Annotated in this window: 25 protein-coding genes; 12 read left to right on the forward strand and 13 right to left on the reverse strand. The window is 61.3% G+C overall.

Translation table 11 applies throughout. The features are described from left to right. The first annotated feature begins 97 nt into the window (after positions 1-97). Positions 98-805: a YebC/PmpR family DNA-binding transcriptional regulator gene (locus tag ICY20_RS21105; protein ID WP_159960963.1), complete on the forward strand. Its 708-nt coding sequence runs from the start codon at positions 98-100 to the stop codon at positions 803-805. Between the two features lie 123 nt (positions 806-928). Here ICY20_RS21105 and ICY20_RS21110 read toward each other — a convergent pair whose 3' ends face one another. Then, positions 929-2,230: a leucine-rich repeat-containing protein kinase family protein gene (locus ICY20_RS21110; protein ID WP_194938509.1), complete on the reverse strand. Its 1,302-nt coding sequence runs from the start codon at positions 2,228-2,230 to the stop codon at positions 929-931. A 33-nt stretch (positions 2,231-2,263) separates the two neighbouring features. Then, on the reverse strand, positions 2,264-3,358 hold the full coding sequence (gene zapE / locus ICY20_RS21115; protein ID WP_194938510.1) for a cell division protein ZapE: 1,095 nt from the start codon (positions 3,356-3,358) through the stop codon (positions 2,264-2,266). A 214-nt stretch (positions 3,359-3,572) separates the two neighbouring features. Between zapE and ICY20_RS21120 the strand changes: the two genes are divergently transcribed. From ICY20_RS21120 to ICY20_RS21150, 7 genes are all read left to right on the forward strand, one after another. After that, entirely contained in the window at positions 3,573-4,073 is a 501-nt protein-coding gene (locus tag ICY20_RS21120) for a Csu type fimbrial protein (RefSeq protein WP_200846495.1), read from the forward strand. Then, positions 4,067-4,612 (forward strand): Csu type fimbrial protein, encoded by a 546-nt coding sequence (locus tag ICY20_RS21125; protein ID WP_194938511.1) that lies wholly within the window; start codon positions 4,067-4,069, stop codon positions 4,610-4,612. The genes ICY20_RS21120 and ICY20_RS21125 overlap by 7 nt, the downstream gene beginning before the upstream one ends. 18 nt (positions 4,613-4,630) lie before the next feature. Continuing rightward, positions 4,631-5,173, forward strand: a complete 543-nt coding sequence (locus ICY20_RS21130) for a Csu type fimbrial protein (protein ID WP_194938512.1) — start codon at positions 4,631-4,633, stop codon at positions 5,171-5,173. Positions 5,174-5,175: 2 nt separating this feature from the next. After that, complete coding sequence (locus tag ICY20_RS21135) at positions 5,176-5,664, forward strand: Csu type fimbrial protein (RefSeq protein ID WP_194938513.1); 489 nt, start codon at positions 5,176-5,178, stop codon at positions 5,662-5,664. Between the two features lie 25 nt (positions 5,665-5,689). Continuing rightward, positions 5,690-6,478, forward strand: coding sequence for a fimbrial biogenesis chaperone (locus ICY20_RS21140; RefSeq protein WP_159960951.1), 789 nt, complete (start codon positions 5,690-5,692; stop codon positions 6,476-6,478). Positions 6,479-6,550: 72 nt separating this feature from the next. After that, a complete protein-coding gene (locus tag ICY20_RS21145) occupies positions 6,551-8,914 on the forward strand; it encodes a fimbria/pilus outer membrane usher protein (RefSeq protein WP_194938624.1) in 2,364 nt (787 codons plus the stop codon). 23 nt (positions 8,915-8,937) lie between these two features. Further along, complete coding sequence (locus tag ICY20_RS21150; protein ID WP_194938514.1) at positions 8,938-9,933, forward strand: Csu type fimbrial protein; 996 nt, start codon at positions 8,938-8,940, stop codon at positions 9,931-9,933. Here ICY20_RS21150 and ICY20_RS21155 read toward each other — a convergent pair. Continuing rightward, a complete protein-coding gene (locus ICY20_RS21155) occupies positions 9,930-10,667 on the reverse strand; it encodes an anti-sigma factor family protein (protein WP_159960947.1) in 738 nt (245 codons plus the stop codon). The genes ICY20_RS21150 and ICY20_RS21155 overlap by 4 nt on opposite strands. Beyond that, the gene (locus ICY20_RS21160) at positions 10,664-11,170 is read right to left on the reverse strand and encodes a sigma-70 family RNA polymerase sigma factor (RefSeq protein WP_159960945.1); all 507 of its coding nucleotides are present in this window, start codon (positions 11,168-11,170) and stop codon (positions 10,664-10,666) included. The genes ICY20_RS21155 and ICY20_RS21160 overlap by 4 nt, the downstream gene beginning before the upstream one ends. Positions 11,171-11,349: 179 nt before the next feature. On the opposite strand from ICY20_RS21160, the gene ICY20_RS21165 reads away from it, so the two are divergent. Both ICY20_RS21165 and ICY20_RS21170 read left to right on the forward strand, forming a co-directional pair. Continuing rightward, entirely contained in the window at positions 11,350-12,432 is a 1,083-nt protein-coding gene (locus tag ICY20_RS21165) for a catalase family peroxidase (RefSeq protein WP_194938515.1), read from the forward strand. Continuing rightward, positions 12,429-12,968: a cytochrome b gene (locus ICY20_RS21170; protein ID WP_194938516.1), complete on the forward strand. Its 540-nt coding sequence runs from the start codon at positions 12,429-12,431 to the stop codon at positions 12,966-12,968. The genes ICY20_RS21165 and ICY20_RS21170 overlap by 4 nt, the downstream gene beginning before the upstream one ends. On the opposite strand, the gene ICY20_RS21175 is transcribed toward ICY20_RS21170, so the two are convergent. Then, positions 12,965-14,116, reverse strand: a complete 1,152-nt coding sequence (locus ICY20_RS21175; protein WP_159960939.1) for a M14 family metallopeptidase — start codon at positions 14,114-14,116, stop codon at positions 12,965-12,967. The two genes, ICY20_RS21170 and ICY20_RS21175, sit on opposite strands and share 4 nt — an antisense overlap. A gap of 464 nt (positions 14,117-14,580) precedes the next feature. Beyond that, the gene (locus tag ICY20_RS21180; protein WP_159960937.1) at positions 14,581-14,931 is read right to left on the reverse strand and encodes a DUF6124 family protein; all 351 of its coding nucleotides are present in this window, start codon (positions 14,929-14,931) and stop codon (positions 14,581-14,583) included. A gap of 131 nt (positions 14,932-15,062) precedes the next feature. On the opposite strand from ICY20_RS21180, the gene ICY20_RS21185 reads away from it, so the two are divergent. Then, positions 15,063-15,701, forward strand: coding sequence for a LexA family protein (locus tag ICY20_RS21185; RefSeq protein ID WP_159960935.1), 639 nt, complete (start codon positions 15,063-15,065; stop codon positions 15,699-15,701). Here the strand turns inward: ICY20_RS21185 and ICY20_RS21190 are convergent. From ICY20_RS21190 to ICY20_RS21205, 4 genes are read right to left on the reverse strand one after another with little or no spacing between them, the layout of a single operon-like run. Then, on the reverse strand, positions 15,698-17,620 hold the full coding sequence (locus tag ICY20_RS21190; RefSeq protein ID WP_194938517.1) for an acetyl/propionyl/methylcrotonyl-CoA carboxylase subunit alpha: 1,923 nt from the start codon (positions 17,618-17,620) through the stop codon (positions 15,698-15,700). The two genes, ICY20_RS21185 and ICY20_RS21190, sit on opposite strands and share 4 nt — an antisense overlap. Further along, complete coding sequence (locus ICY20_RS21195) at positions 17,617-18,423, reverse strand: gamma-carboxygeranoyl-CoA hydratase (RefSeq protein WP_159960931.1); 807 nt, start codon at positions 18,421-18,423, stop codon at positions 17,617-17,619. The genes ICY20_RS21190 and ICY20_RS21195 overlap by 4 nt, the downstream gene beginning before the upstream one ends. A 15-nt stretch (positions 18,424-18,438) precedes the next feature. Then, positions 18,439-20,046 (reverse strand): carboxyl transferase domain-containing protein, encoded by a 1,608-nt coding sequence (locus ICY20_RS21200; RefSeq protein WP_159960929.1) that lies wholly within the window; start codon positions 20,044-20,046, stop codon positions 18,439-18,441. 11 nt (positions 20,047-20,057) lie between these two features. Beyond that, the gene (locus ICY20_RS21205) at positions 20,058-21,221 is read right to left on the reverse strand and encodes an isovaleryl-CoA dehydrogenase (protein WP_159960927.1); all 1,164 of its coding nucleotides are present in this window, start codon (positions 21,219-21,221) and stop codon (positions 20,058-20,060) included. A gap of 153 nt (positions 21,222-21,374) precedes the next feature. Between ICY20_RS21205 and ICY20_RS21210 the strand changes: the two genes are divergently transcribed. Beyond that, positions 21,375-23,012, forward strand: coding sequence for an AMP-binding protein (locus ICY20_RS21210; protein WP_194938518.1), 1,638 nt, complete (start codon positions 21,375-21,377; stop codon positions 23,010-23,012). A gap of 678 nt (positions 23,013-23,690) precedes the next feature. Here ICY20_RS21210 and ICY20_RS21215 read toward each other — a convergent pair. The 3 genes from ICY20_RS21215 to ICY20_RS21225 form a co-directional block, all read right to left on the reverse strand. Beyond that, positions 23,691-24,590 carry a hydroxymethylglutaryl-CoA lyase gene (locus ICY20_RS21215; RefSeq protein WP_194938519.1) on the reverse strand — a complete coding sequence of 300 codons (900 nt, stop codon included), beginning with the start codon at positions 24,588-24,590 and terminating at the stop codon, positions 23,691-23,693. Between the two features lie 16 nt (positions 24,591-24,606). Further along, positions 24,607-24,999, reverse strand: a complete 393-nt coding sequence (locus ICY20_RS21220; protein WP_159960921.1) for a MerR family transcriptional regulator — start codon at positions 24,997-24,999, stop codon at positions 24,607-24,609. Positions 25,000-25,210: 211 nt separating this feature from the next. Continuing rightward, the gene (locus ICY20_RS21225) at positions 25,211-26,146 is read right to left on the reverse strand and encodes a LysR family transcriptional regulator (protein WP_159960919.1); all 936 of its coding nucleotides are present in this window, start codon (positions 26,144-26,146) and stop codon (positions 25,211-25,213) included. Positions 26,147-26,270 lie beyond the last annotated feature (124 nt).

Consider the following 26,270-nt stretch of genomic DNA (forward strand, 5'->3'; position numbering starts at 1 on the left):
TTTTTTGGTGGAACGTTGCGTTTTTGCGCTATAAACTCTGCCCCCAAAGCGCCGGCCAGTAGACGTTTGGGCGCGATGGATATCGAGAGAGTGAGTCATGGGCGCACAGTGGAAAGTCAAACATAAAGAAGCGGCATCCAATGCCAAGGGCAAGATCTTCGGCAAGCTGGTGAAAGAAATCACCATCGCCGCCCGCAACGGTGCCGACACCGCGACCAACGCCCACCTGCGTCTGGTTGTAGAGCAGGCCAAAAAGGCCTCGATGCCCAAGGAAACCCTGGAGCGCGCCATCAAAAAAGGCGCCGGCCTGTTGGGCGAAACCGTGCAGTACCACCGCGTGACCTACGAAGGGTTTGCCCCGCACCAGGTGCCGCTGATCGTTGAGTGTGTGACCGACAACATCAACCGTACCGTGGCAGAAATCCGTGTGGCGTTCCGCAAAGGCCAACTGGGGGCTTCCGGCTCCGTGGCTTGGGACTTTAACCATGTCGGCCTGATCGAAGCTTCGCCGGACACTCCGGACGCTGACCCTGAGATGGCGGCCATTGAAGCCGGTGCTCAGGATTTCGAAGACGGTGAAGAGGAAGGCGCGACCCTGTTCATCACCGAGACCACCGACCTGGATGCGGTACAGAAATCGCTGCCAGAGCAGGGTTTCACCGTGTTGTCGGCCAAGTTGGGTTATATCGCCAAAAACCCGGTGAGCGGTTTGAGCGACGAGCAGATGGCTGAAGTTGAAGCCTTCCTCGAAGGCCTGGACAACCATGATGACGTGCAGGATATGTTCGTCGGGTTGGCTGGCTGATTATCCAACTGGATAAATAGGCCCAAAATGTGGGAGCGGGCTTGCTCGCGAATGCGGTGTATCAGTCAATTCATGTATCGACTGATACACCGCATTCGCGAGCAAGCCCGCTCCCACATTGGTTTAGTGGTGTTGGAGGGAACTGAGTACGACTTCAATTTCCTCGAAGCCAGGCCGCGCCAACACATCCGGCTGGCAGCAGCTGTCGCGCAACGCTAGCAGCCCCTCACCTACCTCCCTCTCAACCCGCTCCAACAACTCCCCTAACAACACCCCAAACGCCCGCACTTCAATGCGCTGCAACGCCCGAGTCTCCAACGTGTCCGCCGTGGTGTGAAACGACGCCGCGCCAAAGTCCCCCAGCAAACAATCCCCCGCGTCATTGCACAGGATATTGTGACCGTACAAATCGCCATGGGTGATGCCGTGCCGGTGCAGATGCGCCGCGACCGAAGCAATGCCCCGCGCCATGCGCAACGCAACCTCAAGACTGAAACGGGTATCGGGTGCGTAGATATCGCGGGTGCACGAGGCCAGGCTCGGCAGGGCGGCGAGGTTGCGGTAGCTGGGGTCGATCAGGCTCATCACCAATGCCGCCTGACCCTCAGGATGATCGATTACGCGGCCTTCTACCTTGATCAGGTTGGGATGCAGCCCGGCAGCGATGCAGGCCTGCATTTCGTGCAAGGGCGAACCGTCGCTGGTGATGGTGCCTTTGTAGAGTTTCACCGCCACGGGTTTAGCCGCCGGCGTCCACATGGCCTTGCGGATCACGCCAGAGGCGCCCTCACCGAGAACCTCGGCCATTTCCAGTTCGGCCCAGGGAATGTCTGGCGTGGCGTCTTCCTCGGCGATGCTCACCGCCATCTCCACCGGGTTACCGGCGTAGGCCAGCCAGGTGAGGTTCGGCAACGCCAGTAGCCATTGCGGTAAGTGAGTAAAGCGGTTCGAGGCAATACGCAGCAGTTCGAGGTTATGACAGTTGGCCAGGCTGTGGGGCAACTGTGACAACTGGTTACCGGCCAGCATGAGTTTTTGCAGCAAAGGCCGCTGGCCCAACTCATCGGGCAATTGGCTGATCTGGTTGTCGGTGAGGATCAACCAGCGCAGTAACGGCGGCAGTGCGGCGGCGGGTACATGGCTGATCTGGTTGGCCTTGAAGCCGATCATGCTCAGCTTGGCGCACTGGCCCAGGCATTCCGGCAGTTCCGTAAAGAGGTTGTCCGAGCAAAACAGCACGCGCAGGTGCGGCAGGCGGTGCAAGTCGTCGGGCAGGCTGCTCAGGGCATTGGCGCTGAGGTTGAGGATTTCCAGGGAGTCCGCCAGCGCGAAGATTTCCCGGGGGAACTCGGTCAGCCCGCAGGACAGGTCCAGGCGCGTGATGCCAGCCAGTTGGCCGGCCTTGAGTTGGGCGAGGGTGTGCATGACCGGCGCAATCTCTGATGGCGTGAAGGGGGCTCATGATACCGGGTCGGGCAGCGCTTGCGGGTCGAGCGGCTGCAGTTGGCCCAGACGGCTGGCGGTGCGTGCCAGGTCGATGGCCTGGCCCGCCAGGCATTCGGCCAGGGGCTGGAGGCCGATCAGGGTCAGGTGCTTGTCCTTGTCGTAAAGCACGTCCACCAGGTTGATAAAACGCTGCTGTACGGCAATCGGGCAATCGGCCAGGTGGGGCAGGCCGTCGATGATCCAGTGGTCGAAGTCTTGGCACAGCAGCAGGTAGTCCATGACTGCCGTGAGCTGTTCGCACAGGTCGTTGAACGCGAAGGCGATGGTGCGCCCCTGTTGGCTGCGGCAACGCAACTGACGGTTGCCGACGGCCAGGGGCTGTGGCGGGCAGTCTGCAGCGGGTAGATCGAGCGCAGTACGCTGACTGGCGGTGCCCGGCCACACGTAATGGCCGTGGGTAAAGCGTTGCGTACTTTGCGCTTGGGGCAGGCTGCGAAAGTCCTGGGGTGAACTGACTTCCAGCACATCCATGCGCGCCGCGATCAAGTCAATCACCGGCTTGAAGCGTTCATGGTACAGCGGGTTGGGCAGCAGCCCTTCGGGCGGGTAGTTGGACGTGACCAGCACCAGCACGCCGCGTTGGAACAGCGCCTTGAACAAGCGGCTGATGAGCATGGCATCGCCGATGTCATGCACATGGAATTCGTCGAAACACAGCACCTGGCAACCTGCCAGCAACTCATCCAGGGTCATCGCCAGCGCATCGTCCTGATGCTGGTGCTGGAACATGCCCCGGTGTAAACGCGCAAAGAAATCGTGGAAATGCACGCGTTGCTTTTCGGCAATCGGCAGCGCCTGGAAAAAACCGTCCAGCAGCCAGCTTTTACCGCGCCCCACCGGCCCGTGCAGGTACAGGCTGCGGGTGGCCAGGCCCGCAAGCAGGTGCTGGGTTTCGCGGGCCAGGGCGTTGATGGCGCGGGTCTGCCCATCGCTGAGGGTATAGCCCTGTTGCGCGGCTTTTTTCTGAAAGAACGGCGGGATGGGAGAGTCGTCAAGGGTGTCGGTTTTTTTACCGAGCAGGCGACGAATCAGGGAGCGCGGAGCCAAGGCAAATCACTCTGTAGGTCGATGGTCGCTCACTTTAGGACGCTTGCCGCGATTTGACCAATAGAGAAGGGCGCCGCCAGCCATCTCGAAAAAGCATGGCGCTGGGTGGCCCTGTCGTAACTGGCGGATTCCCGCTGAGGGTCTAACCTTCTACACAGCAGTTACCCCTGTACAAGGATTTGGGGCATTGAAGGGACGAGCAGTAGTGGCAGTCATGAGCGCGATGCTCTGCAACACGGCTTACGCTGCGCAACTCCAGGTGGAGGTGCGCATCGACGTGCAGCGGGGCTGCCAGCTGGTGGGTATGACCCGCAGTGCTGGCATCGAGCAACTTGGCGTATTGGATTTTGGCAGCGGCCCGCGTCTGGATGACCCGGCCGGGCCCCTGAGTGCGGCGCTCATCAGCCAGCGCCAACCACGCCTTGAGTGCAACCCCGACACGCCATACCAACTGCGCGTCGATGGCGGCCTGCATGGCGGCTCCGGCGACGTGCGCTACCTCAGCGCGGGTCTCCCTTCTGGCAAACCCATTCCCTATCGTTTGTATGCCGACGCCGCGCGGCGCATCCCCTTGCCGGTGGATGTGCCCCTCAGCGGTCGCGTGCCGGATTCGGGCAGCGTCGACCTGCCGCTCTATGGGCGTATCGAACCGCTCAAGGACATCCCCGCAGTCGGTCGTTATTCCGACCTGCTCAAGGTCACGGTCACATGGTGAGCCGGTGCCTGGCCCTGGTGGCTATGGGTGGCTTGCTGCTGCTGGCGGATGACGCGCAGGCGGCGGCCGCTACCGGGCAGATCCACGCGCGGCTGGTGATCACCGCCAGTTGTGAGGTCAGCAAGGGCCCGGATGTCGCCCCGGTTACCCCGGAAAGCGGGTCAGCCCTGCTGGATTTCGGCAGTCATGGGCCGACTTGGAGCGAGGGGATGACCGCCGGCGTCACCGATGGCAACAATGCGCCGCTGGCCGTGTCCTGCAACCCCTCACTGGTCAGCAGTTTCACCGTGACCATCGACGGCGGCGTCAACGGTGACGGCGCCACGCGACGCCTGAGCAACGGCCGTCAGACCATTCCCTATCGTTTGTCGGCTGATCCCTTGGGGCGCAGCACCTACAGCATCGGCCAGCAACGCAATTTCGTCGTGACCAGGGGCACACAGATACCGATCCCGGTATTCGGCTCGGTGGTGGCGAATACCCGGGCCTTACCGGCCGGCATCTACACAGACACCCTGACGGTGACTCTGGATTGGTAAACCATGAGGATGGATATCATGCATGTACGCGTATCTCGATTAGGCGTTTGCGCGCTGGGCCTGGCGATGGCTTGCAGTGTCAACGCGGCCACCACGGTGACTGGGCAGATCACCTCCAGCCTGACGTTGATCGCCAGTTGCCAGGTCAACGGCTCCGGGGCGGCCACCGGGCTGAACTTCGGTAGCTTGAACTTCGGCACCACCAACAGCCTGTTCACCAATGCCGACGCCCAGTTGCTCGGCGGTACTGGCACGGGTGGGGGGTTGTCGGTGCTGTGTTCGGCGGGTACCACGCCGACGATCAAGGTGCGTGCCGGCGCCCATGACAACGCCTCCCCTGGCGGCACCCGCGCGCTGGCCGACGGGCTGGGCAATTTCGTGCCCTACGACTTCTACACCGACAGCGGGCATTCCACGCTGCTGGCCATTGATGGCGTGATTACGCTCGCCACCAGTACCGGCGTGGCGCAAACCGTTAGCCTCTACGGCCGGGCGGTGGGTAAGGCGGGGCTGCCAGCGGGCAACTACACCGACACCGTGGCCGTTGAACTGACGTTTTAGCGATGTGGCGCATCGCATTGATGGCCTGTGGGCTGGCGCTTCCTTTGCCGTTATCGGCGTTGCCCAGCCAGAGCTTCCAGGTGAGTGCCACCATCACACCGGGTTGCCTGGTGGTGGGAGGCGGCAGCAATTACGGGACGTTGGCCTACGGCAGTTATTCGGCGCTGGCCACCAGTACGGTGACCGCCGCGCTGACGGGCGGTGTGACCCTGCAATGCACGCCGGGGGTGACGCTGAACATGAGCGTCGACGGCGGGCTGCATAACAGCGCCGGGCGTAATTTGCAGCTCAACACCGGCAGTGCGCGGGTGGCTTATCAGTTGTTTCGCGATGCGGCGTTCAGCCAAAGCCTAGGGGTCAGTCAGAGCGTCAGCGTGGCCTACACCGACGCCAATAACATCAGCCTGCCGATCTACGGGCGGGTGCAATTACCGGGCAATCAGCCTGGGGGGACGTACAGCGACACGTTGCAGGTGCAACTGTCGTGGTAGGGCTATGGGTATAAGGAGTGGTTTTATGCGTTCACCTTCCCGGCGGTTGTGGGCCGCGGGTGTTGCCTTGGGTGCTTTGTGCACGGCCGGGCTCGTGTCGGCGGCCAGCTCGGTGCTGATCTGGCCTATCGACCCGGTGCTGGAGGCTGACCAACAGGCCAGCGCACTCTGGCTGGAAAACCGAGGCTCAGAGACGGCCAACTTGCAGGTCCGGGTGTTTGCCTGGAGCCAGAGCGGGTTTGACGAGCAATATCAGAACCAGCGCGACGTGATCGGCAGCCCGCCGGTGGCCAGGATCGAACCGGGGCAGAAGCAACTGGTACGCCTGACCCGTACCCGCGAAGTGCCCCCGGGGCAGGAGCTGGCCTACCGCATCATCATTGATGAAATCCCGTCACCCATGCAGTTGCCCACACCACCGGAGGGCAAGACCACGGCGGCGGCGATTCGCTTCCAGATGCGTTATTCGGTGCCGCTGTTCGCCTATGGCACGGGCCTGTGGAGCAAGGAGGATGCCACGCGCCAACGTGACCCCAAGGGCGCCGGCAAGCCGGACCTGAACTGGCACAAAGTCACGGTGGCGGGGCGCAGTTACATCGAAGTGCGCAACCAGGGCGCCGTGCATGCCCGCCTGACTGATGCCTCGTTCAAACAGGGCGGCCAGACTCGGCCCCTGGTGGACGGCCTGTTGGGCTACGTATTACCGGGCGCGACCATGCGCTGGCCGGTGCCGGATACCTTATCGGCCGACCAGCCGCTGCAGGTGCGTATCAACGGCGCAGCGCAGTTGGAGAGCCTTGCGCCGAAGCGGTAACGGGGTGTGCAGCGGGACGGGCTGACGCCCGGGTTCAACAGGATGGAGATGTCCATTGAAGGGCACAACGCCATGGTGAGTCGTGGTCCGGCTCGTTGTCTGTGGTCGTCGGTGGCAGTGGTGAGCGGGCTGTGGGGTGCACTGTTTGCGCTGCCAGGCGTGGCTGGCGACTTGCCGCCGCCGCCGAGCAGTATGGAGGCTGTCGCCGATGCGCAGTTGTTTCTGGAGCTGGTGGTCAACCAGATGGACACCGGCCGTGTCATCGCGGTCGAGCAACGGGCTGGGCAACTCTATGTGCCGGCCACCGCCTTGCAGGACGTGGGCATGAAGCTGCCCGGCGAACCCACAGGCAGCGTGGCCCTGGAAAAAGTCCCCGGCCTGCACAGCGACTACGACAGCAATGGCCAACGCCTGTTGTTGGACGTGCCGCCATCGTGGTTGCAGGAACAGTTTATCGGTAACCGCAACACTTACCCGCGCACCCCGGCGATGAGCAGCTTTGGTGCCTTGCTCAACTACGACCTGTATTTCAATGACACTGATGAAGGCGGCAGCTACCTCGCCGCCTGGAACGAACTGCGGCTATTTGATAATTGGGGCACCTTGTCCAACACCGGGCAATACCGCCAGACCCTGGCCGGCGGCATCAGCAACAGCACCCTCAACAACGGCTATCGGCGTTACGACACCACTTGGCGTTTCTCCGACGATGAGCGAATGCTCACCTACGAGGCCGGTGATGTGATCAGCGGTTCGTTGCCCTGGAGCAGTTCGGTGCGCCTGGGCGGGGTGCAGCTGTCGCGGGACTTTGCCGTGCGGCCGGACTTGGTGACGTACCCCTTGCCACAATTTGCCGGCGAGGCGGCGGTGCCGTCGTCGGTTGACCTGTTTATCAACGGCTACAAATCCGAAAGCGCACAGCTGCAACCGGGCCCCTACACCCTGACCAACGTGCCGTTTATCAATGGCGCGGGCGAAGCGGTGGTGGTGACCACCGATGCCTTGGGTCGCCAGGTATCGACCACGGTGCCGTTCTACGTCACCAGTACGTTGTTGCAACAAGGCCTGACGGATTTCTCGGTAGCGGCCGGGACCTTGCGGCGGGACTACACCGTTCGGGACTTTGCCTACGGCCCAGGCGTGGCCAGCGGTACCTTTCGTTACGGCTATTCCGACAACCTGACCCTGGAAAGCCACGCCGAGGCCGCCAGCAACCTGACCCTGGGCGGGCTGGGCGGCAATCTGCGCTTGGGCAACTTCGGCGTGCTCAACAGCGCCGTCAGTCAAAGCCAGTTTGAGGGGCGCACCGGCCAGCAACTGAGCCTGGGCTATCAGTACAACAGCACGCGCTACAGCTTGTCGTACCAGCGGGTGGAGCGGCGCGACGAGTACGCCGACCTGACCCTGGTGGACACCCCTTACGCCAGCCTGAGCAAGCGCAGTGAACAGGTGACCCTGAGCCTTAACCTGGAACGCTTCGGCAGCCTGGGCCTGGGCTATTTCGATGTGCAGGCGTCGGATGACTCGCGCACACGCCTGCTCAACCTGAGCTGGAGCAAACCGCTGTGGCGCAATACCAGTTTTTACCTGTCGGCCAACCGCGAGATCGGCGACAGCAACTGGGCCATGCAGGCGCAGTTGGTGATCCCGTTCGACCTCAATGGCAGCCTGGCCGTGAGCAGCGAACGCGGCAAGGACGGCGCCAGTCGCCAGCGCGTCAACTACAGCAGCGCGGTGCCCAGTGAAGGCGGCGTGGGTTACAACCTCGGCTACGCCCAGGGCGATGGGCCCACCTATCGCCAGGCCGACCTGACCTGGCGCCTGCAATCGGTGCAATTGCAGGCGGGCGTGTACGGCAGCAGCGATGCCCAGACCCGTTGGGCCGATGCCAGCGGCTCGTTGGTGTGGATGGGCGGCGACACCTTTGCCGCCAACCGCATCAACGATGCTTTTGTGGTGGTGAGTACCCAAGGGTTTGCCGGGATCCCGGTGCGCTACGAGAACCAACTGGTGGGCCAGACCGACCGCAACGGCAAATTGCTGGTGCCGTGGAGCAGCGCCTACTACCGCGCCAAGTACGAAATCGACCCACTGAACCTGCCGCCCAATATCCAGAGCCAGAATGTGGAACAGCGGGTGTCGGTGCGGCGCGGCAGTGGCTACCTGCTGGAGTTTCCGCTGCGTCGGGTGCTGGCCGCCAGCGTCACGCTGGTGGACAGCCAGCATCAGGAACTGCCCCTGGGCAGCCTGGTGGTGCATGAGCAGAGCAGCCAGCAGGCGGTGGTGGGTTGGGATGGCTTGGTGTACCTGGACAATCTGGCGGCCCATAACACGTTACAGGTGACCCTCGGTGAAGGGCGAACCTGCCAGGCGACGTTTGATATCGATGAGCAGCAACAAGACGTGCCTTTGATCGGGCCGTTGGTGTGCCAATGAGGGTGTGAGCAAGGAGCGCGCGGGTGAGGGGCAAGGGATGGCTATACAGTGTGTTGAGCGTTGCCGGCGTGGGTATTTCGAGCCCGGCGCTGGCCCTGTGCGGGGTGGCGGTAACGACGCCGGCGGGTTTTGGCTCGGTCAGTTCGGTCACTGTGAACACCACCTCGCAAGGCAGTTCGACCTTGAACGGCGGGTTGAGCTGCGGGCAGTCGCTGATCGCCCTGGGCACCAACGATCACTTTTACCTGACCGTTTCCTCGTTGACGGCGGGGATGGTCGGTCCTACCGGCGATGTGATCCGCTATACGGTCTATGGCAATAACACCACCAGCTATCCCATCGCGCGTAACACGCTGTTTGACTTCGGGCCTAATGGCATCGCCACCGCCGCGGGGCTCTTGACCGGCCCGGGCAATAAGTCCTTGCCGCTTTACTTGGGCAGCATCACTGGCAGCAATGTGGCGGCGGGGGTCTACACCGAAGTCTTGAACCTGGCGTGGTCCTGGGACTATTGCGTCGGCTTGGGTGTGGGCACGTTATGTGCGGTGCGCGATAAAAACCTGACGCCCCAGACCCGTACGTTGACCGTCACAATGACGGTGACCAATGACTGCCAGATCACGGCACCGGCCATCAGCTTTGGCAGCGCCCCGGTGATCAGCGGTTTTGCCACCGTGACCGGGCAGGCCAGCGTCTCTTGCACCAAGGGCAGCACCTACACCGTGGGCATGAGCGACGGCCAGAACCCGGTTGCCGTGGGCGGGCGCCGGCGGATGATTTCGGGCAGTAATTACTTGGCCTACGACATCTTCAAAAGCGCCGGCGCCACCCGATGGGGCAGCGTCGGCGCGGCTCGGCGCGACAGTTCAACCGCCGAAATCAACCCCGGCAATGGCCTGGGCACTGGCACGGGGGTGGGCAGCCAGGTGTACAACTACAACGCGAAAATCTACACCGACCAGACCACGCCGCCGGCAGGCACCTATATCGACAACGTGGTACTCGATGTGGGTTTCTAGAAACTCAGCAGCGGTGTGGCAGGCTGGTTTTCAGGGCTGACCATCGCGTAGTTGTAGCCGCCGCCGGACCAATATTGGGCGCGCAAGCCGTCTGCACTGCGATTGCCCCGCGGCAGAAAGCCGTTATCCGGGCCGGGTGGGCGGATGTAGAAGCTGATGCGCCGACCGTTTTGATCCTCATACAGCACCATTGCCGCCGCGCCTTGATCGGTGGTGAGCAAACGCCCGCTGATCGGCGTGAACCCGGCAGCGCTCAAGTCCGGCAGGCGGTGGGCCTGGTTGAAGTAACGGTCGAGCCAGGCCTGCATGGTGCCGCCACCCTGGGCCTTGAAATCGGCGGGCATGATGCCGTCCTGGGCAAACAGGCGGTAAGCCTGCATCGCATCGGCCATCGGCAGCAGCGGTGGTTGCGTGGCTTCGCGGGCATGCCAGCCGCCGAGGCCGCCGAGGCTCACGGCAATCAGCAACACCGCCGCTGTGGCGAACTGCCGGCGTGTTTGATGCTTGATGCGTTGGCGTATCAGCGCCGGGTCCAGGTCTGGGTTGGCCGGCTGTTGCAGGGTGCCGCCCAATGCGGCGCGCAGCGATTGCGCATCCTGTTGCCAGGCATGCACCTGGGCCGCGACGTCCGGGTGGGCCGCCAGCCAGGTTTCAAGGGCACGTCGATCGCTCTCCTGGAGCTGGTGATCGACATAGGCGTGCAAATCGCGTTCGTTGGGGGGCAGGCTGATCATTTGAGTATCCGCAGAGAAGGGCTGGCAATTTCGCCATCACTGAGTTGACGCAGGGCTTGGCGCGCCCTCGACAGGCGCGACATCACGGTACCAATGGGCACCTCAAGGATCTCGGCGACCTCCTTGTAGCTCAAGCCCTCCACCGACACCCACAGCAGCAGCGCACGTTGCTCGGTGTTGAGTTGGTCGAAGGCTTGCAGGGTCGATTGGGCGATCACCGTACGTTCCACCGATGGCTGCGCGTCATCGCGACCGGTAAAGAACTCCAGCATGCGCGCATAGCGCCGGGTGCGGCGGTGCGCGTCGAGGAACTGTCGGTAGAGGATCGAGAACAGCCACGCGCGCAGATCGCCTTCGATGCGCTTGTCGGCCCAGCGCGTGATCGCGCGTTCAAGGGTCGATTGCACCAAGTCGTCGGCGCTGCTGGCGTTACGGGTCAGGGACACGGCAAAGCGCCGCAGCCTGGGGATGAGTTCACGTAACGGTTCGTCGAGTTCGTGCATGGGAATCTGGCTGGTCACTACGCTGGGACTAGGGAGACGTGCGGCGTTGAAGGTTATTCCCGGTCTTTGCAAAAAATCGGCAAATAAATCGAAGGCCAAGGAATAGACCCGTGCGGCGTTCGTCTTAATGCTCCGACCTTATGTTTCACCCCTAAGGCCTTTGGCCCTGGAGTTCCTTCATGGTAGATCAGTCATCACCGCCCCGTCCCCCCTTAAGCACCGCGAGCCTGATCGCACGCCTCGTGGGTATCGGCGCCGTGGTTGCGGTTGTTGCGGGGGCGTTTGCCTACGTCAACGGCACCCTTGACCCACAACGCCTGCGCCCGAAAACCTTGGTCAATGCCCTGGAAACCAACAACGGCGTGCACCCAGGTTTTCGCCGCAACCATGCCAAGGGCGTGTGCGTGGCCGGGTATTTCGAGAGCAGTACGCAGGCCCGTGCTTACTCCAGTGCCCAGGTGTTCAGCGAAGCCAAGACGCCGGTGATCGGCCGGTTTGCCTTGCCCAGCGGCAACCCCTACGCACCGGACAGCAGTGTGCCGATCCGCAGCTTTGCCCTGCAATTCAGCCAGGCCAATGGTCAGCAATGGCGCACCGGGATGAACAGCATGCCGGTGTTCCCGGTGGGTACGCCTGAAGCCTTCTACGGTTTGCTCAAGGCCGGCGCGCCGGACCCAGCCACGGGCAAACCGGACCCGGCGGCGATGCCGGCGTTTTTTGCGGCCCATCCCGAGACGGCGGCGTTTCTAGCCTGGGTCAAGACGGCCAAACCGTCGGCCAGCTATGCGACTGAAACCTATAACGGCATCAACGCGTTTTACCTGGTGGGCGCCGATGGCAAGCGTCAGGCGGTGCGTTGGGGCGTGGTGCCACAGAGCCAGGACGCAGCAGGCGATAGCGCGCCGGCCGGCGGCGACTTCCTCGAAAAAGACCTGGTGCAGCGCCTGTCTGCCGGGCCGCTGCGCTGGCAGTTGAACATGACCCTGGCCAACCCCGGCGACCCGCTGGACGATGCCAGCAAGACCTGGACCGGTGAACACAAGGTGCTGAACGCCGGCACCCTGGTGCTGCAAAGCAGCCAGCCGCAGGCCGACGGTGATTGCCGCGACATCAACTTCGACCCGCTGATTTTGCCCAGCGGCATCCAAGCCTCCAATGACCCGCTGCTGGCGGCACGTTCGGCGGCCTACGCCAGTTCGTACCTGCGCCGCGCCGGCGAAGTCAGCCCGTTGCACAACACTCCACAGGAGTCGAAGCCATGAATGCCCAACCCCGGTTTTTCGCCCCGTTGGCGCGCCTGTTGCACTGGCTGATGGCGCTTATGGTCATCGCCATGCTGTTTATAGGCGCGGGTTTGGCGGCGTCGGTTTCAGAGCGATACGAATGGTTGATTCACCTGCACAAGCCCTTGGGGATCGCGATTCTGGCACTGGTGATCGTGCGGCTGGTGGTGCGTTTTTCCACCCGCCAACCGCCGTTGCCCGCAGACCTGCCATTGTGGCAAGTGCTGGCGGCCAAGGCGTCCCATCTGGTGCTCTACGGCCTGATGCTGGTGTTACCGCTATTGGGTTGGGCGATGATTTCAGCCGCCGGAGACCCGGTGATGCTCAGCAGCTCGGTGCAGTTGCCGGCGTTGGTGGGGGCCAATGCGCCGTTGTTTGCGGTGTTGCGCAAGGCCCATGGTTACCTCGCCTACCTGCTGTTCTTGACGGTGCTGGTGCACCTGGCGGCGGCGTTGTTCCATGGGCTGATCCGGCGTGACGGCGTGCTGCAAAGCATGACCGGGTCCAAACCCTAGCGCAGGCGGCCGACGATATCGGCGATGCTGCTTAATACGTCCTTGCCCAATTGCAGCGAGCGCTTCCCCGACCAGCCCGTCAGGGGGTTGGGGGCGTCGTTGTTGTCTTTGAACGGCATTTCCAGGGTCAGGGACAGGCAGTCGTATTGCTCGCCCACGGCGTTGCAGGCCAACGTCATGTTGGCTTCACCCGGCAGGTCGCGGGTGTAGCCGTGGGTGGTCTGGAAGTCTCGGGTCAGTGAGCTCAAGTGGCTGCGAAAGTGTTTCTCCAGGCCGGCAATGCGGGGTGTGTAGCCGGGGTTGCCTTCGCAGCCGGCGGTGAATACGTAGGGGATTTCCTCGTCACCGTGGATATCGAGGAACAGGTCCACGCCGTACTTTTCCATCTGCTGCTGCACGAACAGCACTTCGGGGCTGATCTCCTGGCTGGCGCTCTGCCAGGCGCGGTTAAGGTCCTGGCCCATGGCGTTGGTGCGCAGGTGGCCATGGAAGGCACCGTCCGGGTTCATATTGGGCACCAGGTAAAGGTCGGCGACCTTCAGCAACTTTTTCATCTCGGCGTCGCCGTCTTGTTGCAGGCGCTCAATGATGCCTTCCATAAACCATTCGGCCATGTGTTCGCCGGGGTGTTGCTGGGCGATGATCCAGATCTTGCGTTGACCTTCACCGCCCTTGCCGCGACGCAACAGTTGGATATCGCGGCCTTCGACACTGTTACCGGTGGCCAGCAGTTGGGTGTCAGCACGGCTCAGGGCCTGCTCGATCAGCCAGTCGTGGCGCGCACGGCTGTAGGGTTCGAAATAAGCAAACCAGGCGTGTTTTTCGCGGGTCTTGAGGCTGACGTGCAGGATTTCTCCATCAAAACGCGAAGGCACGCGAAACCAATTGATGTGGTCGTAGGAGGCCACAGCTTGATAGTCGCTCCACGCATGCGGGTAGGAAGACTTGCCCGCATTGCTCAGGCGAAAGGTGTGGGTGTGGCCCACGTGCATGCCTTCGGCCTTGAAGTGAAACCATTGGAAATGCTGACTGCGGGTGTCGGGTTTGATCGCGAGCAACAACTGGTAGGCATCGTGGGCATCCAGTACCTGGATATTGCCACTGTCGAAGTTGGTGCTGATCCTGATGGAGGTCAAAGCCACGGTCATAGTCTGGTTGCCTGATTATGAGTGTTGTGACAGATATCTTACACAGGAGTGGGTCAATCTCTGGATGCAAAAATTGTTGCAGGGGAGGGGGCATCGTCCTTGACGCGGCCGAAGCTTAGAGTCTATGAGATTGATTCTCAAGCGCTAATTCGCAAAGATCCGGTCTGGAGCGCTGCTTCGACTTTCTTTTGGCGATGGTCTTTTGCTACCATGCGCGCCATCGAGCAACACACAGTCTTCATTAGCCTGAAGCCATGCCAGGGAAACTGGCAAAAAAAAGACCCGGCCAAAGAGCCGGGTCAAAAACCGTGATTAGCCTGATGAGGAGATATTCCAAGAGTCCGACCTAAGGTCCCTTGGTCTATCGACTGATCTCGCGATCAGCTAGGTCCAATAATAATCATTATCATTTGCAAGTCAAATGTTTTTATCCATCTGATAGAAATATTTTTCGTTCGCGCCTGTTATCCGTTTGCCTGAGCCTGTGGCGCGTGCAACGACCGCTCTACCAAGGCCTTGGCCATATCAATCAAATACACCACTGAAAACGCCAGGTCCCGCTGGTTGCCTTGATACCTGCTCGCCGACTCGTAGGCCGTGGCCGCTGCGCTGCGCAACAGGTCTGAGGCGTGCACCAGGGCTTCCTCCTGGCTGATCTCGGGTTTGATGGCGAACATTGCTCCGTCCGGGGCTTGTGCCGATATATCTTCTTTCAAGTAATAATCCAGCGCGCGTCGGGCAGCTGCGCTGTTGCGCATGTCGCGTAGTTCTTCGTTTGCAGGTGTTTCGGGCAGCAGGCGAGGGCTTGTGGTCATAAGGGGAGGTACTCCGTGTGGGTGTCGAAAACCTTATGCTCGATAATAGTACGTATCGTATTTATGTCGTTTTATGGATTACTACAAACTGTTTATTGCCCTGGAAAATACCTCACGTATCTTCAGGCGCCATGGATAACTGGATAGCGTTGGTCAAGGCCAGCATGAAAGATCGCAAGGTCACGCAAGGTGAACTGGCTGAACGCTTGGGGATGTCCCAGGGCGGTGTCGGCCATTGGCTCAACAAGCGTCGAGCACCAAGCCTGGAGGACATGAACCGCGTATTGGCAGCGTTGGGCCTCGGCTATGTGGAAGTGGTGCTGGAGATTCGTGAGCGTCGCCTTGATGTCTTGCCACCCGCCAAAACACACTACAACCCGTATTTCCGCTACCCGGTCAGCGATTGGAAAGGCCTGTGTGAACTCCGTGAAGAACGTGCCGCCTATGGCGCGTCACGCTTCGAGCTGACGGACTATCACGCCCAGGGCAACGCCTTCTGGCTGCCAGTGACGGGCGATGCCATGACGGCCCCCAACGGCCTGAGCATCGGCGCGGGAATGCTGATCCTGGTAGACCCAGCCATCCCCGCCGAGCCCGGCAAACTGGTGGTCGCCCAATGGGCCGACAGCCCTCAGGCAACTTTTCGCCAGCTACAGGAAGAGAGCGGCCAGCTTTACCTGGTACCGCTCAACCCTACTTACCCCAAGGCCCGCTTCACCGACGATTGCCGCATCCTGGGCGTCGTGGTGCAGGCGACGGCCAGGTTTTAGCCAGCCGTTTCAAGCTCTACCAACGCGCAACCTTCGGCAACCATTTCGCCTTCGTGGCAGAACAGTGCCTTGACTACCCCGGCGTGGGGGGCACGGATGCTGTGCTCCATTTTCATCGCCTCAAGCACTACGAGCTGTGTGCCGGCTTCCACCGGTTGGCCCACCTCTACCAGTACGCGCACAATGCTGCCGTTCATCGGCGCGGTAAGGCCGCCTTGATGGGATTGGTTGGCCTCCACCGCTGCAATCGGGTCGAACAGGCTCACCGCGTGCATTTCGCCGTCCCAGCGCAAGTAAAGGGTGCTATCGCGACGAACCGCCAGATGGGCGCGACGCACGCCCTTATGCTCAATCAGTAACTGCTCGTTTTGCAGTTGAGCGTTGCCCGACAACATCACCAAGCGATCCTGCCCATTGCAGCTCAAATGCAGGGAGACCTCTGCCGGCAAACCTGCGCGGAACCCACGGGTGTCCGCCCACGGCCCGTCACCGGCCGGCAGGCTCTGCATGAAGGCCGCACCGGCGGCTTGCCAGAACTGATCACTCAATGCACTGGGCTGCGGCAGCAATTGGTCCTGATAGCGCGGAATAAACCCGGTATCGAGTTCAGCTGCTGCGAAGGCCGGATGGCCAATGATGCGCCGCAAAAAGCCCAGGTTGGTCTTGAGACCGCCAATGGCAAACTCATCGAGCATGCTTAGCAAGCGCAGGCGCGCCTGTTCACGGTTTTCGCCCCAGGCGATCAATTTGCCGAGCATCGGGTCGTAGAAGGGCGACACGCTATCGCCTTGCTCGACCCCGCTGTCCACGCGGCGGCCAGGGCCGGGCGCGGACTCACGGTACAGCGTCAAGTCGCCAGTGGCCGGCATGAAATCATTGGCCGGGTCTTCGGCATAGAGCCGCACTTCAATCGCATGGCCCATCAGCGGCACCTGCTCCTGGGTGATCGGCAACGCCTCGCCCTGGGCCACGCGAATTTGCCAGGCCACCAGGTCCAGGCCGGTAATCGCCTCGGTCACCGGGTGTTCCACTTGCAGCCTCGTGTTCATCTCCATAAAGAAGAACTCGCCCCGCGCATCCAGCAAAAACTCCACGGTGCCGGCGCCCACATAACCGATGGCTTGGGCCGCACGCACGGCGGCTTCGCCCATGGTCTTACGCTGTTCAGCGCTCAGCCCCGGCGCAGGCGCTTCTTCGACGACCTTTTGGTGACGACGCTGGATCGAGCAATCGCGTTCGTTGAGGTACAGGCAATGCCCGTGTTGATCGGCAAACACCTGGATTTCAACATGGCGTGGCTTGATCAGGTATTTCTCTACCAGCATCTGCCCATTGCCGAACGACGACAGCGCCTCGCGCTGTGCAGAGGCCAGGGCTTCGGCGAGTTGGCTGACGTCTTCGACCACCTTCATGCCCTTGCCGCCACCACCGGCCGTGGCCTTGAGCAATACTGGGTAACCGATGCGCTCGCAGGCGTCGCGAAAGGTTTCCAGGTCTTGGGCTTCGCCGTGATAACCCGGCACCAGCGGGACGCCGGCGGTTTCCATCAAGGCCTTGGCAGCGGACTTGCTGCCCATGGCGTCGATGGCCGAGGCGGGCGGGCCCAGGAAGATCAAACCGGCGGCTTCAATGGCGCGGGCAAAACTGGCGTTTTCGGATAAAAAGCCATAGCCCGGATGAATCGCCTGGGCGCCACTGGCTTGTGCTGCGGCGATCAATTTGTCGATTTGCAGGTAACTGTCGGTGGCCTTGCTGCCACCCAGGTCTACCCGGATATCCGCTTCGCGGCTGTGCTGGGCATCCCGGTCAGTGGCGCTGTGCACGGCCACGGTGGTCAGGCCCATGGCCTTGGCGGTGCGCATCACGCGGCAGGCAATTTCGCCGCGATTGGCTACCAGTAGGGTGGTCAGTGTGCTCATGAACGCGGCTCCTGAGCTTGCCAACTGGGTGCACGTTTTTGCAGGAACGCGCGCAAGCCTTCCTGGCCTTCGGCGCTGACGCGAATCCGGGCGATGGCATTTTCGCAGTAACGGCGCAGTGCTGGGGTGAGGGCGCCGTTGCCGACTTCGCGCAGCAAATCCTTGCTGGCGCGCATGGCCGCCGGGCTGTTTTGCAGCAGGTTGGCGATCCACTGTTCCACGTGCAGAGCGAGGTCTGCGGCAGGGTAACTCTCGGCCAACAGACCGATTTCCCGCGCGCGTTGGCCGCCAAAGCGTTCGGCCGTGAGCGCATAGCGGCGGGCCGCACGTTCGCCGATGGCCTGCACGACAAACGGGCTGATCACCGCAGGCGCCAGGCCGATGCGCACTTCCGACAGGCAGAACTGTGCATCATCGGCGCCAATGGCCATGTCGCAGCAACTGATCAGGCCCAACGCGCCGCCATAGGCCGCGCCTTGCACCACGGCCAGGGTCGGGATTTTGAGTTTGGCCAAGTTGTACATCAGCTCTGCCAGTTCGCGGGCGTCGTCCAGGTTGGTGTGGTAATCCAGCTCGGCCGATTGCTGCATCCAGGCCAGGTCGGCGCCGGCGCTGAAATGCTTGCCGCGCCCGCGCAGCAACAAAAAGCGCAGGGAAGGGTCGCCTTGCACTTGGTCGAGGGCGATGATCAGTTCGCGGATCATCTGGGCGTTGAACGCGTTGTTCTTGGCTTCGCGACTGAGCCACAGGGTGGCAAAGCCACGGCTGTCGGTGATCAGTTCGAGGGTGCTGAAATCGTTCATGGGGTACAGCTCCATTTACATGCGGAACACGCCGAAGCGGCTCGGCTCGATGGGGGCATTCAACGCGGCAGAAAGGGCCAGGCCCAGCACATCGCGGGTTTGCAACGGGTCGATGACACCGTCGTCCCATAGGCGCGCACTGGAGTAGTAGGGGTGGCCTTGGGTTTCATATTGGTCGAGGATCGGTTGCTTGATCGCGGCTTCTTCATCGGCACTGAACGCGTTGCCGGCACGTTCGGCCTGCTCGCGCTTGACCTGCACCAGCACGCCGGCGGCCTGTTCGGCGCCCATCACGCCGATGCGTGCATTTGGCCACATCCACAAAAACCTCGGGTCATAGGCGCGCCCGCACATGCCATAGTTGCCGGCACCAAAGCTGCCACCAATGATCACGGTGAACTTCGGCACCTTGGCGCAGGCCACCGCCGTGACGAGTTTGGCGCCATGCTTGGCGATGCCGCCGGCTTCGTATTTCTGGCCGACCATAAAACCGGTGATGTTCTGCAAGAACAGCAGGGGAATGCCGCGCTGACAGGCCAGCTCGATAAAGTGCGCGCCTTTTTGCGCAGCTTCGGCAAACAAAATCCCGTTGTTGGCAAGGATCGCGATCGGGTAGCCGTGCAGGTGCGCAAAGCCACAGACCAGGGTGGTACCAAACAATGCCTTGAATTCATCGAACACCGAGCCGTCTACCAGGCGTGCAATCACTTCACGCACATCGAACGGCTGCTTGGCGTCGGCCGGGATCACACCGTACAACTCTTCGCCGCTGTACAACGGCGCGACGGGCGTGCGCTGTAGCAACTGGCCCTGCTTGCGCCAGTTGAGGTTGGCCACACTGCGTCGTGCCAGGGCCAGGGCGTGCTCATCGCTGTCGGCATAGTGGTCGGCCACGCCAGAGATCTTGCAGTGCACATCGGCCCCGCCCAGTTCTTCGGCGCTCACCACTTCACCGGTCGCGGCCTTTACCAGCGGCGGCCCGGCGAGAAAGATGGTGGCTTGCTGGCGCACCATGATCGCTTCGTCGGCCATGGCTGGCACATAGGCACCGCCAGCGGTGCATGAGCCCATCACCACGGCGATCTGCGGGATGCCCTGGGCGCTCATGTTGGCCTGGTTGAAGAAGATGCGCCCGAAGTGCTCGCGGTCCGGGAACACTTCATCCTGACGCGGCAGGTTGGCACCGCCGGAGTCCACTAAGTAGATGCACGGCAGGCGGTTCTGCTCGGCAATGGTCTGCGCGCGCAGGTGTTTTTTCACGGTGAGCGGGTAGTAGGAACCGCCTTTGACCGTGGCATCGTTGGCGACGATCATGCATTCGACACCTTCGACGCGGCCGATGCCGGCAATCACCCCGGCGGCGGGCACATCTTCACCGTACACCTGATGGGCGGCCAATTGGCTGAGTTCCAAAAAGGGTGAGCCGGGATCAAGCAGGCGATTGATGCGTTCGCGTGGCAGCAATTTGCCCCGCGAGGTGTGCCGCTCTTGAGCCTTGGCGCCACCGCCTTGCTGCACATGGGCGAGTAGGGTGTGCAGGGCGTCGACTTGTTGGCGCATCACCGCGCTGTTGGTGGCAAACTCCGCCGAGCGCGGGTTGAGTTGGGTATGCAAGGTGGCCATGGTGCGCTCCCTCAGCGGGTTTCGTTGAACAGTTCGCGACCGATCAACATGCGGCGAATCTCACTGGTGCCAGCGCCGATTTCGTACAGCTTGGCGTCCCGCAACAGGCGCCCGGCAGGGAATTCATTGATATAGCCGTTGCCCCCCAGGATCTGGATTGCATCCAGCGCCATCTGCGTAGCGCGCTCGGCGCTGTACAGGATCACCCCGGCGGCGTCCTTGCGCGTGGTTTCGCCGCGTTCGCACGCCTGGGCTACCGCGTAAAGGTAGGCGCGGCTCGCGTTGAGTTGGGTGTACATGTCGGCGACCTTGCCCTGGATCAACTGGAATTCGCCGATGCTCTGGCCGAACTGCTTGCGGTCGTGAATGTAGGGCACGATCAGGTCCATGCAGGCTTGCATGATCCCGGTGGGGCCGCCGGAGAGCACCACGCGCTCGTAATCCAGACCGCTCATCAGTACCTTCACGCCACCGTTGAGCGCGCCGAGGATGTTTTCTTCGGGCACTTCGACGTCATCAAAAAACAGCTCGCAGGTGTTGGAGCCGCGCATGCCCAACTTGTCGAATTTGCTGCTGCGGCTGAAGCCTTTCCAGTCGCGCTCGACGATAAACGCGGTGATGCCGTGGGGGCCCTTTTCCAGGTCGGTCTTGGCGTAGATCACGTAGGTGCTGGCGTCGGGGCCGTTGGTGATCCAGGTCTTGCTGCCGTTGAGCACGTAGTGGTCGCCGCGCTTGTCGGCGCGCAGTTTCATCGAGACGACATCGGAGCCTGCGTTCGGCTCGCTCATGGCGAGGGCGCCGACGTGTTCGCCACTGATGAGCTGGGGCAGGTACTTGAGTTTCTGCTCGTGGTTGCCGTTGCGGTTGATCTGGTTCACACACAGGTTGGAGTGGGCGCCGTAGGACAACGCCACCGATGCCGAGCCGCGGCTGATCTCTTCCATGGCGACTACGTGGGCCAGGTAACCCAGGCCGGCACCGCCGTATTCCTCTGAAACAGTGATACCGAGCAGGCCCATGTCACCGAACTTGCGCCACAGGTCGGCAGGGAACAGGTTGTCGCTGTCGATTTGCGCTGCGCGGGGTGCGATTTCCTTGGCTACAAAGGACTGCACCTGGTCGCGCAGCATGTCGATGGTTTCGCCGAGGGCGAAGTTCAGGGACGGGTAACTCATGGACAGGCACCTTTTCTTAAGCATTGTTTTTATGGGGCCGCTTTGTGGGTTAGGCAGCGTGCTCACCTTTACGTTAACGTAAGCTTGCGTTACGGCGCTGTCAATCGTAGTTTACGTAAACGTCAACCTACAAAAAATACAATAGGGGTCGTTATGGAACAACCGAATCAGAGCTACAGCCGTGGCTCTCAGGACAAGACCTTGCTGGCCATGACGATTGGCCAGGCCTTCGACAAGACCGTCGCGCAATACCCCGATGGCGAAGCGCTGGTGGTGCGCCATCAGCAGCGCCGCTACACCTGGCGGCAGCTGGCCGAGGCCGTTGACCTGCACGCTCGGGCATTTATGGCCCTGGGCATGCAGACCGGAGATCGCTTGGGGGTCTGGGCCCCCAACTGCGCCGAGTGGTGCATCAGCCAGATCGCCAGCGCCAAGCTGGGGGTGATACTGGTCAACATTAATCCTGCGTATCGCAGCAGTGAGTTGGACTACGTGCTCAAGCAGTCCGGCTGCCAGTGGCTGGTGTGCGCGGGGGCGTTCAAGACGTCCGACTACCACGCGATGCTTCAGGCGTTGAAGCCGGACGTGCGCGGCATCATCAGCCTTGATGCCAACCCGCCCGAAGGGTTCATGCCCTGGTCGCAGTTATCAGCCCTGGGCGCAGGTGTTGCGCCCGAACAGTTAAGGGCATGCCAGGCCGGCCTGCACTTCGATCAACCGGTGAACATTCAATACACCTCCGGCACCACCGGCTTCCCCAAGGGCGCCACCCTCAGTCACCACAATATCCTCAACAATGGTTACATGGTCGGCGAAAGCCTGGGCCTCACCGCCCAAGACCGCCTGGTGATCCCGGTGCCGCTGTACCATTGCTTTGGCATGGTCATGGGCAACCTGGGTTGCATCACCCACGGCACCACGATGATTTACCCCAATGACGGCTTCGACCCGTTGCTGACCCTCACCGCTGTCGCCGAAGAGCGCGCCACCGGCCTGTACGGCGTGCCCACCATGTTTATCGCCATGCTCGATCACCCACGTCGTGGCGAATTCGATTTGGCGGCCCTGCGCACCGGCATCATGGCCGGCGCCACATGCCCCATCGAAGTGATGCGCCGGGTCATCAGCGAGTTGCACATGGGCGAAGTGCAGATCGCCTACGGCATGACCGAAACCAGCCCGGTGTCGCTGCAAACCGGCGCCGATGACGACCTGGAACGGCGCGTCACCACCGTTGGCCGTACTCAGCCGCAGTTGGAACACAAGATCATCGATACAAACGGCAACACCGTTGCCCGTGGCGAGATCGGCGAACTGTGCACCCGTGGCTACAGTGTGATGCTCAGTTACTGGAACAACCCCGACGCCACCCGCGAGGCCATCGACGATGCAGGCTGGATGCACACCGGCGACCTGGCGAGCATGGATGAACACGGCTATGTGTGCATCGCCGGGCGCAACAAGGACATGATCATTCGCGGCGGCGAGAACGTGTACCCGCGTGAGCTGGAGGAGTTTTTCTTCACCCACCCGGCGGTGGCGGATGTGCAGGTTATTGGCATCCCGGACGAGCGCTATGGCGAAGAGATTGTGGCGTGGGTCAAGTTCCATCCGGGCCATGTGGCCAACGCGTTGGAGTTGCAGACCTGGTGCAAAGACCGGATCGCGCACTTCAAGACGCCCAGGCACTTCAAGTTTGTAGACGAGTTTCCGATGACGGTCACCGGCAAGATCCAGAAATTTCGCATGCGCGAAATTTCGATTGAAGAGCTGCGAACCCACTCTACCTAACACCGCAAATCAAATGTGGGAGGGGGCTTGCTCCCGATAGCGGCGTGTCAGTCACCTCATGAATTGGCTGACACATTGCTATCGGGAGCAAGCCCCCTCCCACATTTTTATTCTTCGCCCGCCCAGAACATATCAAACGCCAGAAAGCACAAAGGGGACCCAAAGGTCCCCTTTAATTTGTCGTTGCGTGCTCTTTTTTTATTATTGAGGGGCGGTCTATTGTTGTTTTTGGCAACCGTTACCCTTTACCGCTGTTTTTGGCGACCCCCATCCGGGGTCAAGAGCAAACGTATTTTTTTGAGCGCTGATCTGCTTCTTCGTAAACGATCCAACCAGTGGGTAGCTACCTGAGGTAGTTTTATTTTTCTCTACTGGTCGCGGGTTTCGGCATTACCGTTCCCTGCGAAGCACATCTTCTCCAAAAAAATCTGTTAGCTGCGTCTCTGCCGTGTTGTTTTTGTTATGTCAGAGTCGTTTCGTCTTATTTTTATTAGGTTTGGCGCTTTTTATTCTTGTTATGCCATAGAGATAGCAGAAGCCGTGCCAACTTTTTAAAGTCCTTTAAAATCAATGGCTTGTGTTTTTTGCATGAAATGACCTACGGCAAATACGACAAAATATGTTCCCGTGTTACTCGATGTGTAGGCGGGCGGTAACACATTGTCACGGCCCAGCTACTCAACCGGCGTTACGTGCCTTGGCCACTCGTGAGCCGGTAGGTCGGCCCAGTACGTTGCTGATTTGCAGGCCCGCAGCTATCAATGCTTGCAGGTCGATACCCGTCTCGATGCCCAGGCCGTTGAGCAGGTACACGACATCTTCAGTTGCGACGTTACCGCTGGCGCCCTTGGCGTACGGGCAGCCGCCCAGGCCCGCGATAGAGCTGTCGAACACACTGATACCTTCCAGCAGGCTGGCGTAGATATTCGCCACGGCCTGGCCATAGGTGTCATGGAAATGCCCCGCCAGTTTGTCCCGTGGCACCTGCGCACCCACCACCTCGAATAAGCGTCGGGTAGCGCCCGCCGTGCCAGTACCGATGGTGTCGCCCAGGGAAACTTCATAGCAGCCCATGGCATACAGCTCCCGTGCGACCGCAGCGACTTGCTCGGGGGCGATCTCACCTTCGTACGGGCAACCCAACACACAGGACACATACCCGCGCACGCTGATGCCATGCTGCTTGGCCGCCGCCATGATCGGCGCAAAACGCTCCAGGCTCTCGCTGATGGAGCAGTTGATATTGCGCTGTGAAAACGCCTCGGACGCCGCCGCAAACACCGCCACTTCCTTTACCCCGGCGGCCAGCGCGTCTTCAAAGCCGCGCAGGTTTGGCACCAGTGCACCGTAGGTCACGCCGGGCTTGCGCTGGATCTGTGCAAACACCTCAGCGGAACCGGCCATCTGCGGCACCCACTTGGGCGAGACAAAACTGCCGACTTCGATATAGCTCAAGCCCGCGGCGCTCAACGCGTCCACCAGCAGGACCTTGTCCGCCACACTGATAGGCAGGGCTTCGTTCTGCAAACCGTCGCGTGGGCCGACTTCTACCAGGCGAACATGGGAGGGGAGGGGCATGGCGATTACCTTCTGATTATTGGCCAATCTGGCTCATGGTATGGGCCAGGGCCTGGGTGCAGCGCTCTTCGGCGGTGTCCAGTTCCAGCTTCATCTGTTCGATGTCCAGCAACTGCTGCTCAAGCTGCTCACGCCGCTCGGTGATCTTGGCGAGCATGCTGTTGAGCTGCACATGGTTGCCGCTGGTGGGGTCGTAGAGTTCGATGAGCTCACGGCATTCGGCCAGGGAGAAACCGATGCGCTTGCCCCGCAAAATCAGCTTGAGGCTGACCTTGTCTCGCGCCGAATAGATGCGCTCCTGGCCCCGGCGTTCCGGGGCCAGCAGGCCTTGTTCTTCGTAGAAGCGAATGGCGCGGGTGGTGATGTCGAGCTCGCGGGCGAGGTCGGAGATGCTGTAGGTGGTGCTCATGGATGGCGCTCAAGAAAATCTTGTCGCTAAACTAAAGGCAGGTTGACGTATACGTCAAGCGAATCGCAGTCTGTGGCGAGGGAGCTTGCTGTGGCGAGGGAGCTTGCTCCCGTTCGACAGCGAAGCTGGAGCCGGCTTTTCTGGGGCCGCTACGCAGCCCAGCGGGAGCAAGCTCCCTCGCCACAAAAGCTGCCCCAGCACAAAAAGCGGCTCAAGCTTGCTTGCCATCCAACTTCTTCTCATGCGCCGTAACCTGCTGGCACAACTCGATCATCTGCTCGCGCATCCAGCGATTCGCCGGGTCCTGGTCGGTGCTTTCATGCCAGTACAGGTGCGTTTCCACGGGCGGCACGTCGTTCACCGGCAGGTTGAACCAATGCAACTCATGACGGCGTGCAAAGCGCTCGGGCACGGTCATGACCATGTCGGTCTGTTGCAGCACTTGCGACGCCATCAGGTAATGCTGGGAGCGCAGCGCGATCTTGCGTTGCAGGCCCATCTTGCCAAGTGCCAGGTCGACATGGCCCAAACCGTTGCGGCGGCTGGAGATATGGATGTGGGTCAGGCCCAGATAGTCATCTAGGGTGAGTTTATCCTTGCTCGCCATGGGATGGCCTTTACGCATCGCGCACACGTAGCGGTCTTCCATCAGCTTGACGTGACGCACCTGCGGGTCGGTGTTAAGCGGCGCATCCACGGCAAAATCCAGACGCCCGGCCGCCAGTTCCTTGGTGGTCTCGCGGCGTTTTGACAGAAAACTCTCGATCACCACCGTCGGCGCCAAACGGCGCAGGCGCTGGAACAGCAGCGGCAAAATCACCGCCTCAGTGAGGTCGGTCATGCTGATGCGATAGGTCTTGGCCGCCTGTTGCGGGTTGAAAATGCGGCTTTCCTGCACCGACACCCGTAGCAGCGACAGCGCATTGCGCACCGGGCCGATGATGTTCTGCGCCATCGGCGTCGGCACCATGCCTTGTGCGGTGCGTACGAACAACGGGTCGTTGAAGGTCTCGCGCAGGCGGGCCAGAGCGTTGGATACCGCCGGCTGCGTGATGCCGACGATCTGCCCGGCGCGGGTCAGGTTGGCTTCGGTGTAGATCGCGTCAAAGACGATAAACAGGTTGAGGTCGACCTTGCTCAGATTCATTTCGTTGCGCTCTTATTGTTAGGTGGCCATCGGTCAATCATATATCGGTGATGAATGTTAATACACGCCGAGAATAGGCTAGGTAAATTATCAGTGCTGTTCTAGCATCGATTGCATGACCTAA

It is taken from the genome of Pseudomonas pisciculturae, assembly GCF_015461805.1.
Lineage (GTDB): Bacteria > Pseudomonadota > Gammaproteobacteria > Pseudomonadales > Pseudomonadaceae > Aquipseudomonas > Aquipseudomonas pisciculturae.